Here is a 10,871-nt window from a genome sequence, read left to right as displayed (position 1 = left end):
TCGTGCGCGGCGTCGCCGCGCTCCTAAACTGCGCCGTCGATTGACGACTGCCAGGAGCGTCCATGAGCCTCGCCAAGATCCTCGTCGCCCAGGGCGGCGGCCCCACCGCCGTCATCAACCAGAGCCTTGTCGGCGTCGTGCTCGAAGCGCGGCGGCAGGCCGGTGTCGGCAAGGTCTACGGCGCGCGCCACGGCGTGCGCGGCATCGTCAACGAGGACTTCGTCGACCTGATGCAGGAGACCAGCCACAACCTGGAACTGGTGGCCAACACGCCCGCCTCGGCGCTCGGCTCAACGCGCGACAAGCCCGACGCCGCCTACTGCCGCGAGATCTTCACCGTGCTGCAGGCCCATGGCATCACGCACTTCTTCTACATCGGCGGCAACGACTCGTCGGACACCGTGCGCATCGTGTCCGAGGAGGCCGCCGCGGCCGGCTATCCGCTGCGCTGCATCCACATCCCCAAGACCATCGACAACGACCTGGTCGGCAACGACCACACGCCCGGCTACGCCTCCGCCGCGCGCTTCGTCGCCCAGGCCTTTGCCGGTGCCAACCTCGACAACGCGGCCCTGCCGGGCGTCTATGTCGGCGTCGTCATGGGCCGCCACGCCGGCTTCCTGACCGCCGCTGCGGCCCTGGGCAAGAAGTTCGACGACGACGGCCCGCATCTCATCTACCTGCCCGAGCGCAGCTTCGACATCGAGCAGTTCCTGCATGACGTGAAGGCCACGCATGAACGCTACGGCCGCTGCGTCATCGCCGTCAGCGAGGGCATCCACGACGCCTCGGGCGCGCCCATGCTGGCCAAGCTCGCCGGCGACCTGGAGCGCGACGCCCACGGCAATGTGCAGCTCAGCGGCACCGGTGCCTTGGCCGACCTGCTCTGCGAGGAGATCAAGTCCCGCTTGAGCATCAAGCGCGTGCGCGGCGACACCTTCGGCTATCTGCAGCGCAGCTTCCTCGGCTGCGTCAGCGACGTCGACCAGCGCGAGGCCCGCGAGGTCGGCGAGAAGGCCGTTCAATACGCCTTCCACGGCGACCGCGACGGCTCCGTCGCGATCAGGCGCGTGGGTTATTACTCGGTCGACTACGAACTGCTGCCGCTGGCCGCCGTCGCCGGCAGGACGCGCACGATGGAAGACCATTTCATCAACGCCGCCGGCACCGACGTGACCGACGCCTTCCGCCTCTACCTGCGGCCGCTGCTGGGCTCGGGCATGCCGGATGCGTACCGGCTGCGGCCGAATCCGGTGGCCAAGGTGCTCAATCGCGGTTGAGGTTCATGCCCGCCGGCCTGCATGCCGACGGGCCTTCGGCGAGCGTCGCGCAGTGCGCAGGCACTGCGCTTGGTCCCGCCTCAGGGCTTGGGCTTGATCAGCCGGTTGTGCTGGTCGTTGACGCCGACCAGCGCGGCCGAGCCGTAGTGCTTGTGCAGCTCCGGCACCATCTCGCCGTTGATGACGACCGGGTCGGTCTCCACGGCCTTGCGGGCCACGTCCAGGTCGGCGGTGGCGAAGATGAAGAGGCCGCGCCAGCCGTCCACGCCGTCCAGCGGGCCCGCGTACACCAGCAGGCCCTCGTTGGCCAGGCGCTGGATGTTGGCGAAATGGCCCTTGAACATCTCGTCGCGCGCCGGGCCGTCGGGCATGCGCTTGGGGCCGGTCTTCAGCAGCACGAAGGTGTAGGCGCGCATGCCGTTGTCGTTGGCGCCCCAGGCCTGGGCCTTGGCGGCGTCGTAGGCGGGCGCCGCTTCCTGGGCATGGGCGGCCAGCGTGCAGAACAGGGCGAGCAGGGCGGCGGCGTTGGGCTTCATGGTGTGGCGGCGCGGCAGTGGCGGTGCGAGGATTGAACCGCAACCCCGCTTCCCGGAGACTGCGATGAAACCCACCCCGCCCGGATGGCCGCGCCTGTCGTCGGCCCTGTACTGCGAGAACGCCCGCGAGGCCATCGCCTGGTACCAGCGTGCCTTCGGCTTCGAGGTCGAGATCGTCGTGGATGCGCCGGATGGCGGCGTCATGCACAGCGAGCTGCGCTACGGCGAGGCCATCGTCATGGTCGCCGAGGGCAGCGCGGAGCGCGAGGCGCGCTTCGGCGTGCCGGGCCGTGCGCCCCGGGCCATCGGCGGCGCCAACACGCAGAGCCTCTTCCTCTACGTCGACGACGTGGACGCGCATTGCGCGCAGGCCCGCGCGGCTGGCGCCCGCGTGACCTACGAGCCGGCCGATAACGACTACGGCGCCGAGTACTGGTGTGACCGCAGCTACGGCTGCGTGGATCCGGACGGCCATCTGTGGTGGTTCAGCCAGCGCCTCAGGAACCCGCCTGTCTGATTCCTGGCAAAAGCCGCTTGCGGCGTTTGCATTGATCTTCTACATTTGTAGTACGACAACTGTAGAAGGTCGCGATGGAGCAGGATCTGGACAGTGCAGACGTGTCGCTGAGCGAACTGCAGCTTGGCCTGATGCGTGTGCTGTGGGCGCGCGGCGAGGCCAGCACGGCCGAAGTGGCGGAGGCCCTGCGGGGCGAGCGCGACCTGGCCCACACCACGGTGGCCACGCTGCTGACGCGGCTGGAGAAACGCGGCCTGCTGAGCAGCCGCCGCGAGGGCCGGGCGCTGCTCTATACGCCGCGGGTCAGCGAGGCCGACGTGCAGCGCTCCATGGTCGGCAGCCTGGTGGACAGCCTGTTCGCCGGCCGCGCCAGCGCCCTCGTCAGCCATCTGCTGGACGCGCGCGGCGTGGATGCCAAGGAGCTGGCCGCGTTGCAGGCCTTGCTGAAGCAGCGCAAGTTGGAGGCCCGCCATGACTGATGCGCTGCTGACCTGGCTGTGCAGCTATCTGCTGCACAGCAGCCTGCTGATCGCCGGCCTGTGGGCGGCCGAGCGCGCCGGCCTGCTGGGCCGCCTGGGGATGCGGACGCAGGAGGCGCTGTGGCGCCTGGCCCTGCTCGGTGGACTGGTCAGCGCCTGCCTGCCTCTGCTGCCCACCCTGCCGGCGGGCGCGCCGCCGGCCGATACCGCGCGGCCCCGCCTCGCTGCGCCGGCCCCGGTGCTGGTGGCCAGCGCCCGCCCTGCCGTCGTCGGGGTACCGGCCGCGGCCAGCCTCAGCCCCAGTGCCCGGCTCGGCGGGCTGCCGATCACGGCGCGCATCGCGCCGCAGGCCCACGATGCCGCTCTCGGCTTCGTCGCGCTGTGGCTGGCCGGCGCGCTGCTGATGCTGGCCGGCCTGATGCTGCAATGGGCCTGGCTGCGCCGTGCGGTGGGCCGCCTGCCCGAGTTGGCCGACCCGCGCTGGCAGCGCCTCGCGGCGCGGCTGGCGGCCACGATGCGCGTGCCCCTGCCGGCTCTGCGCCACGCCCGTGCCGGCTGGGCCAGCCCGTTGCTCGCGCCCGGCCGGGCGCTGTGCCTGCCGGCCTGGTGCCTGGACCTGCCCGACGACGAGGCCCGCGCGGTGCTGGGCCACGAGCTGGCGCACCTGCGCCGGCACGACCCGGCCTGGCGCCTGCTCGCCGCCGCCGTCGCGGCGCTGCTGTGGCCGCAGCTGCTGAACCGGCTGGCGCTGCGGCGCCTGGCCCTGCTGGCCGAGTTGGCCTGCGACGCCGCAGCCGCCGCGCCCGCGGGCCAGCGCCTGGCCCTGGCGCAAAGCCTGCTGCGCTGTGCCGAGGCCCTGCGGACCCAGGGCGGCCGCGCCGGCCCGGCCCTGGCCTGCGGCGCGGCGGGCAGCGGCTCGCCCTTGCTGGCCCGCGTGCGCCGCCTGCTCAGGCCCGAGGCGGACGAGGCCGCGCCGCGCGAGCGCCGCGCGCTGCGCTGGGGGCTGCTCGCGGCCATGCTCGCGGTGCTGGTCGCGCTGCCCGCCGTCGTCGTCAGCCGCACCGATGCGCGCGAGCTGCTGGAGCGCTTCAACCTGGGCGATGTCGCCGAGCCGGGCTTCTTCTCGGCCGGCACGCGCATCGTCAGCCGCTACCCGGGCGGCAGCTTCTCCGTGATGCTGGATGGGCAGGTCGGCTTCAACGAGGCCGAGGACGATGTCCAGACGCTGAGCGGCCGCCTCGTCGTGCGCGAGCGCGGCGGCGGGCAGACGCGCGAGATGTCGCTCAAGTCCACGGCCGACGGGCGCATCGAGCGCGACTACCGCGTCGGCCGCGTGAGCCGGCCCATGGACGAGGCCGCGCACCGGTGGTGGGGCCAGGCCGTGCGCCGCATGTCCGAGCAGCTGACCGACCCGCTGGTGCGGGCGCGCAAGCTGTTCGCCAAGGGCGGCATGCCGGCCGTGCTGGCCGACCTCGAGGCCGCGCAGGACGACTATCCGCGCCGCCAGCGCATCGAGGCCGTCCTCAAGCTCGGCGAGCCGCTGGACGCCGCAACGCTGGAGCGCCTCATTGCACTGGCACAGCGCGTCGGCGGCAGCTTCGAGCGGCGCGAGGCGTTGAGCGCCATCGCCCGGCTGCCGTTGGCCGATGCCCAGCAGCTCGCCTGGCTGCAGGCCGCCGCCGGCATCGACGGCGACTTCGATCGCCGCGAGACGCTCGGCGCACTGGCGCCGCGGCTGTCGATGGCGCCCGCCGTCGTCGAGGCCTGGCAGCAGGCGCTGGGCCGCATCAGCGGCGACTTCGACCTGCGCTCGACCATCGAAACCCAGGTGGCCGCCACGCCCGAGCCGGCCCTGCTGCGCGGCGCGCTGCAGGCTGCCGACAAGCTGCAGGGCGACTTCGACAAGCGCGAGGCGCTGGACGCCGTGGCCCGGCAGCTGCACGGCGACGAGGCCGAGCTGGTGCAGGCCTACGCCCGCGTCGCCGCCGGCATCCACGGCGACTTCGACAAGCGCGAGGCCCTGATCGCGCTGCTGGATCGCGCGACGCTGCCGGCGGCCGGCCTGGAGCAGGTCATCGCCGCGGCCGAGGGCATGGACGCCGGCTTCGACCGCCTGCAGGTGCTGCTGCGCGTGGCCGGCAAGCTGGCCGAGTTACCGGCTGCCGGCGCCGGCCTGACCGAGCGCCTGCGCCGCGCCGGCCGCGGCCTGGGCGAGTTCGAGCGTGGCCAGCTGGAGACGGCGCTGGACCGGTTGGGCTAGGGCCTGTTCCCCCTACGGCAGTAGGTCGCGAATGGCCTTCCCTTCGGGTTGTGACCAGAAAGCCCGCGCGCGGCGTTGCAAATCCTCGCCGGGCAGCCAGCCCGGCTCCGGCTTGCGCCTTGCTCGCGGGCTTTCTGGTCACAACGCGACCTGCTGCCCTAGTCCGAACTTTGGCGCCTCTGCGAACGTAAGTCGGCGCCCCGCTTGAACTTTGCGTTCGCGGGGTGTGCAGCTACTGGGTACAGGCCGGGTTCAGGCCGAGCAACTCGAAGGCCTTGGCCTGCACAGGTGTGGGCCGCGTGGTGAGGACGATCTTGGCCTCGGGGTTGAGTGCGGTGTGGGTGACGTTGTATGCCAGCGTGGCGAGGTCCTGCAGCAGCGTCCTGAAGCTGTGCAGCGGCAGCCCGTCATCGGCCGTCTTGCTCGCGTCCTTGGCCTTGGCCTGCTCGGAGCGGACCGCCTTGAGCACGGGCGAGGCGCGGCTGGCGCTGGCCTCGTCGAGGTGCTCGTCGTCGAAGAGCATGGGCTTGAGCCGTGCCCGCATGTGCCATTCGACGTAGTAGGCCAGCATGCACAGGAACACGTGCGAGCGCACGCGCTGGGCGTTGTAGTGGAAGACCGGGCGCACGTGCAGGTCCACCGTCTTGATCGAGCGGAACGCCCGCTCCACATGCGACAAGCTCTTGTAGGCGGCTACCGCCGCGGCGGCGTCAAGCTGCGCGGCCGGCACGCTGGTGCGGATCACGTACAGGCCGTCGAGCGCGGCCTCCTGCGCGATGGCCTCCTGGCGGCGCTGCCAGCTCAGCGACGTGTCGGTGATCGACAGCTCGAGGTGCTTGGCCATGTGAAAGCGCTCGATCACGCGGCCCACGCGCAGAGCGATCGCCTGCTCGCCGCGCAGCGGCTGGCGCTCGCGCCGCGTGGCCGCGGCGATCTTGGCCAGATCGGCCTCGGTGGCGGCGAGCAGCTCGCCGCGCTTGCGCGCGCGCTCTTCGGCCAGCAGCGGGTTGCGGCACACCACCAGGCGCTCGCCGGGGAAGTGCTCGCTGGTGAGCTCCAGCAGGTTGCGCTCGTCGAACAGCGAGGGCTGCAAGGGCCCGTGCTCGGCGGCCAGCTGCGCGATCTGCGGCGCGCGCAAAGAGCTCACCCAATCCATGCCCTGGGGCTTGAGCACTTGCTCGATGCGCGCCGAGGTGAGCATGCCGCGGTCGCCGGCCCACACGATGTGCTCGATGCCGAAGCGCTCGCGCAGCTTGCTCACCTGCGCGGCCACGGTGGCCGGATCGACGGTGTTGCCGGGGAACACCTCCACCGCGACGGGGCAGCCCGTAGCGGTGCAGATCAGGCCGAAGACGATCTGCGGATCGTCGCGCTTGCCATCGCGCGAGTGGCCGCGCGCGGCCAGCTCGCAGCAGCGCCCCGTCAGCCAGGTCGAGGTCAGGTCGTACAGCACGAGCGTGGAGCCCACCAGGTGCTGGCGCGCCAGGCGGCGCTCGATCGCCGGCTGGGCCTCATGCAGCCAGTCCAGCGCCCGGTACAAGTCATCGGCACTGCACTGGCCCACCCCGAGCACCCGCCCGAGCGAGGAGCTGGCGGTGTCGTCGTGCAGCACGCGATGCGTGGCCAGCTTGGAGGCGGGCACGATCACGCGCGCGACCAGCATCGCCAGCAGCAGCGGCTGAAGCTCCTTGGGGGCCGAGGCGAACCAGCTGGCGGCCCCGGCGCCACGCGCGCAGCCCAGCACCGCGGCCACGTGGCCGTGAGGCAGGCTGCGCTCGACGCTGAAGACCGCCTCGGCGCTGGGCACGGCGACCCCGCCGCGCAGTAGCAGCTTCAGGCCCTCGATCACCTCGGTGGGCAGGCACGACAGATTGGCCAGGGTGCGCTTGCGGACCTTGCCGTCTTCGCGATAGGACTCGCGCAGCAGGATCGCGGGGGGAGAGTCGCGGTTGGGGACAGACTCGATGTACATGGCTTCATGTATAGGCGATGCACTGCGCAAATCAAGCCAACAATGGCCTATTTACATGGGTACAAACCCGGCCCCAAAAAAGGCCGTAACCCGCATCACTGCTGGGTTACGGCCAGATCAGTCGGTCAAAGTTCGGCCTAGGGTGAACAGGCCTCTAGCCCGCGCGCTTGGCCAGCATCGCGCGCGCGACGCGCGACACCGGCGCGCGGCCCAGCACGCCGGAGATGAAGGCGCCGGCATCCACCAGCTTGTCGAGGTCGATGCCGGTGGCGATGCCGAGGCCGTTCAGCATGAACACCACGTCCTCGGTCGCGACATTGCCCGTCGCACCCTTCGCATAGGGGCAGCCGCCCAGGCCCGCGACGCTGGCGTGGAAGCTGTGCACGCCCAGTTCCAGGCTGGCGTAGATATTGGTCAGCGCCTGGCCATAGGTGTCGTGGAAATGGCCCGACACCTCCGCGAGCGGGAAGTGCTTCAGCGCGCGCTCCATCGCCGCCTGCACCTTGCGCGGCGTGCCGACGCCGATGGTGTCGGCGATGTCGATGGCGTCCACGCCCAGCGCGCGCAGCGGCTTCACGACGCGCTCAACCTGGTCGGCCGTGATCTCGCCCTCGTAGGGGCAGCCCAACGCACACGACAGCGCCGCACGCACCTTGAGGCCGGCCGCGTGCGCGCCTTCGATGACCGGCGCGAAGCGCTCCAGGCTCTCGGCGATGGAGCAGTTGATGTTCTTCTGCGTGAAGGCTTCGCTGGCTGCCGTAAAGACGAGGATCTCGTCGGGCTTGGCAGCCAGCGCCGGCTCCAGGCCCTTGGTGTTGGGCACCAGCACCGAATACCTCACATCGGCACGCCGGGCGATCGCGGCCATCACCGCCGTGTTGTCGCCCATCTGCGGCACCCACTTCGGGCTGACGAAGCTGGTGACCTCGATCTCCTTCAGGCCGGCGTCCTGCAGCATCGCGACGAGTTGGGCCTTGTGCTCGGTGGAGACGTTCTCCTTCTCGTTCTGCAGGCCGTCGCGCGGGCCGACGTCGAGGATCTTGACGTGGGTGGGGAGTGCCATGGGTTCAATCCTTGTCGTCGAGCGCTTCGAGGTCGGCCAGGTCCTTGAGCCGACCGCTCGCGCGCTTGTTGGCCTTGAAGTCGTCAAGGCCGATGAAGTTCAGGGGCAAGCCGTCGATCGCGACGACCTCGCGACGCGCGAAGCAGGCGTCGAATTCGACGCCATCGATGCCCATCAGCAGGTCGATGCGGCGGGGCGGCTGACCCAGCTGGATCACCGAGTCCGGCGCCAAGTCGGCGGCCTGCAGCTTGAGCGATCCGAAGCCGAACTCCTGCAGCACGGTGAGCAGCCGGCCGATGTTCTCGGGGCTGCGGGCCAGCCAGAAGTCGATGTCGCCCGTGTAGCGCGGGTGCCCGTGGGCCGCCAGCGCATAGCCGCCGACGACCAGGTAGTCAACGCGGTGTGCGTTGAGTAACTCGGCAAACTCTTTGAAGTCGGGGTTGAGCATCGGGATGTTCCGACAGGCCCTCGTGCTGCAGGCGCAATTGCTCCACCGCGGCCAGCCGCTCGGCAGCCGGGCGCGAGCGCCAATACGCCAGGTCTTCGTTGGTCTGGCGTTTCGCGGTGGTGATCGTCAGCGTGCGCAGCATGGCTGGATTGTCAGGCTTCCAGCTTCAGCAGCTCGGCGCCGTCGGTAACCTGGTCGCCGATGGCGAACAGCAGCTCGGCGACCTTGCCATCGCGCGGCGAGGAGATGGTGTGCTCCATCTTCATCGCCTCCATGACGGCCAGCGGCTGGCCCTTGGTGACGCTGTCGCCGGCCTTGGCCAGGAAGGCGATCAGCTTGCCGGGCATGGGCGCGGTCAGACGGCCGCCCTCGGCCGGGCCGTCGCCGGCGTGGGCGATCAGGTCCACCTCGGTCAGCACGGCCGAGCCGGTCGCGGCGAAGACGGCGACGCGCTCGCCCTGGGCATAGGTCTTCACGCGGATGCGTTCACCGGCAAGGAAGAACTCGTGCGTCTCCGCGTCGCTCGACTGCACGGCGAAGGCTATGGCCTCGCCTTCGACGGTCAGCGTCATGCCGCCGCGGTGGTGGCGCGACAGCAGCACCTCGTGATGCGTGCCGCCGGCTTCGAGGTCGAAGCGGCGCGCGGCCGAGCCGAACATGCGCCAGCCGTCGCGGGCGCTCCACGGGTCGGGCCCTTGAGTCGCGGCTTCGAGGGCCAGCGTGTGGGCGACGACGGCGGCAGCGCTGATGCGCAGCGGCAGGCCCGGCTGGTCGAACAGCACGGCCTTCTCGCGCTCGATGAGGCCGGTGTCGAGGTCGGCGCCCGTGAAGGACGCCGTGGCCGCGCAGCGGCGCAGGAAGGCGACGTTGGTGTGCAGGCCGACGATGTGGGTGTCGCGCAGCGCTGCGTCCAGGCGGGCCAGCGCCTGGGCGCGGTCCTCGCCCCAGACGATGAGCTTGGCGATCATCGAGTCGTAATAGGGGCTGATCGCATCGCCCTCGCGCACGCCGGCGTCGATGCGGACATCGCCGCGCTCGAAGGCCACATGCGCCGGCCAGCGTGCCACGTCCAGCCTGCCGGTGGCGGGCAGGAAGCCGCCGTCCGGGTTCTCGGCGCAGATGCGGGCCTCGATGGCATGGCCGTGCATGCGCAGCTCCGATTGCTTCAGCGGCAGCGGTTCTCCTGCGGCGACGCGCAGCTGCCACTCGACCAGGTCCTGGCCCGTGATCGCCTCGGTGACCGGGTGCTCGACCTGCAGCCGCGTATTCATCTCCATGAAGTAGAAGCGGCCGTCTTGTTCCGCGATGAACTCCACGGTGCCGGCGCCGACGTAGCCGACCGCCTTGGCGGCGGCCACGGCGGCCTCGCCCATCTGCGCGCGGCGCTCGGCCGTCATGCCCGGCGCGGGCGCTTCCTCCAGCACCTTCTGGTGGCGGCGCTGCACGGAGCAGTCGCGCTCGAAGAGATAGACGCAGTCGCCGTGCGAGTCGCCGAAGACCTGGATCTCGATGTGGCGAGGCTTTTGCACATAACGCTCAATCAGCACCGCGTCGTCGCCGAAGCTGTTGATGGCCTCGCGCTTGCACGAGGCCAGCGCGGCATCGAACTCGTCGGCGCCGTAGACCGCGCGCATGCCCTTGCCGCCGCCGCCGGCGCTGGCCTTGATCAGCACGGGGTAGCCGATGCGGTCGGCCTCGCGCTTGAGCAGCGCCGGGTCCTGGTCGGCGCCGTGATAGCCCGGCACCAGCGGCACCTTGGCCGCTTCCATCAGCCGCTTGGACTCGGCCTTCAGGCCCATGGCCAGGATGGCACTGGGCGGCGGGCCGATGAAGACGAGGCCGGCGTCCGCGCAGGCCTGGGCGAAGGCCTCGTTCTCCGACAGGAAGCCGTAGCCTGGGTGCACGGCCTGCGCGCCGGTGGCCTTGGCGGCTTCGAGGATGCGCTGCCACTGCAGATAGGAGTCGCGCGGCGCCGGGCCGCCGATCAGCACCGCCTCGTCGCAGGCCTGCACATGCTGCGCATTGGCGTCGGCTTCGGAATAGACCGCGACGGTCTGGATGCCGAGGCGCTTGGCGGTGGCCGCGACACGGCAGGCGATTTCACCCCGATTGGCGATCAAGATCTTCTTAAACATGGCGGTTCCTTGGGGTGAACTCGCCTGTGTGCTCGGCTGTGCCGATCACCATGCAATTTGTCGCTTGCGCGACCGCGCCAGCGGCGCGAGCACCGCGGTTGGCGATCGGGATCTTCTTGAACATCTTTGCTATCTCCTCAGCCGTCTTCTTGTGGATTCGGGATCGGCGCGCGCCGCAGGC

11 protein-coding genes are annotated in these 10,871 nt (G+C 70.7%); 4 read left to right on the top strand and 7 right to left on the bottom strand.

Features of this window, described 5'->3' with window-relative positions; all coding sequences use genetic code 11:
* Positions 1–62 precede the first annotated feature (62 nt).
* Entirely contained in the window at positions 63–1,280 is a 1,218-nt protein-coding gene (locus tag EV671_RS12450) for a 6-phosphofructokinase (protein ID WP_132571707.1), read from the top strand.
* Between the two features lie 80 nt (positions 1,281–1,360).
* Here EV671_RS12450 and EV671_RS12445 read toward each other — a convergent pair whose 3' ends face one another.
* Positions 1,361–1,816: a YciI family protein gene (locus tag EV671_RS12445; RefSeq protein WP_165917546.1), complete on the bottom strand. Its 456-nt coding sequence runs from the start codon at positions 1,814–1,816 to the stop codon at positions 1,361–1,363.
* Between the two features lie 64 nt (positions 1,817–1,880).
* Here EV671_RS12445 and EV671_RS12440 point away from each other — a divergent pair, with 64 nt between their 5' ends.
* From EV671_RS12440 to EV671_RS12430, 3 genes are all read left to right on the top strand, one after another.
* Positions 1,881–2,333 carry a VOC family protein gene (locus EV671_RS12440; RefSeq protein WP_132571703.1) on the top strand — a complete coding sequence of 151 codons (453 nt, stop codon included), beginning with the start codon at positions 1,881–1,883 and terminating at the stop codon, positions 2,331–2,333.
* 74 nt (positions 2,334–2,407) lie between these two features.
* Positions 2,408–2,812 (top strand): BlaI/MecI/CopY family transcriptional regulator, encoded by a 405-nt coding sequence (locus EV671_RS12435; protein ID WP_132571701.1) that lies wholly within the window; start codon positions 2,408–2,410, stop codon positions 2,810–2,812.
* On the top strand, positions 2,805–5,072 hold the full coding sequence (locus tag EV671_RS12430; RefSeq protein ID WP_132571699.1) for a M56 family metallopeptidase: 2,268 nt from the start codon (positions 2,805–2,807) through the stop codon (positions 5,070–5,072). Before EV671_RS12435 ends, EV671_RS12430 begins: the two co-directional genes overlap by 8 nt.
* Positions 5,073–5,304: 232 nt before the next feature.
* Here the strand turns inward: EV671_RS12430 and EV671_RS12425 are convergent, their stop codons facing one another.
* From EV671_RS12425 to EV671_RS27765, 6 genes are all read right to left on the bottom strand, one after another.
* Positions 5,305–7,044: an IS1634 family transposase gene (locus tag EV671_RS12425; protein WP_132571697.1), complete on the bottom strand. Its 1,740-nt coding sequence runs from the start codon at positions 7,042–7,044 to the stop codon at positions 5,305–5,307.
* A 154-nt stretch (positions 7,045–7,198) separates the two neighbouring features.
* Positions 7,199–8,107 carry a hydroxymethylglutaryl-CoA lyase gene (locus EV671_RS12420; RefSeq protein ID WP_132571695.1) on the bottom strand — a complete coding sequence of 303 codons (909 nt, stop codon included), beginning with the start codon at positions 8,105–8,107 and terminating at the stop codon, positions 7,199–7,201.
* Between the two features lie 4 nt (positions 8,108–8,111).
* Complete coding sequence (locus EV671_RS12415; RefSeq protein WP_132571693.1) at positions 8,112–8,555, bottom strand: hypothetical protein; 444 nt, start codon at positions 8,553–8,555, stop codon at positions 8,112–8,114.
* On the bottom strand, positions 8,500–8,697 hold the full coding sequence (locus EV671_RS12410; RefSeq protein WP_132571691.1) for a hypothetical protein: 198 nt from the start codon (positions 8,695–8,697) through the stop codon (positions 8,500–8,502). The genes EV671_RS12415 and EV671_RS12410 overlap by 56 nt, the downstream gene beginning before the upstream one ends.
* 10 nt (positions 8,698–8,707) lie before the next feature.
* Positions 8,708–10,690 carry an acetyl-CoA carboxylase biotin carboxylase subunit gene (locus EV671_RS12405; protein ID WP_132571689.1) on the bottom strand — a complete coding sequence of 661 codons (1,983 nt, stop codon included), beginning with the start codon at positions 10,688–10,690 and terminating at the stop codon, positions 8,708–8,710.
* On the bottom strand, positions 10,683–10,814 hold the full coding sequence (locus EV671_RS27765; protein WP_277592376.1) for a hypothetical protein: 132 nt from the start codon (positions 10,812–10,814) through the stop codon (positions 10,683–10,685). Before EV671_RS27765 ends, EV671_RS12405 begins: the two co-directional genes overlap by 8 nt.
* Positions 10,815–10,871: the final 57 nt, after the last annotated feature.

This window comes from Roseateles saccharophilus, from assembly GCF_004342485.1.
Lineage (GTDB): Bacteria > Pseudomonadota > Gammaproteobacteria > Burkholderiales > Burkholderiaceae_C > Pelomonas > Pelomonas saccharophila.
The sequence above is the reverse complement of the archived record's forward strand: the minus strand, read 5'-3'. Positions and strand labels throughout refer to the sequence as shown.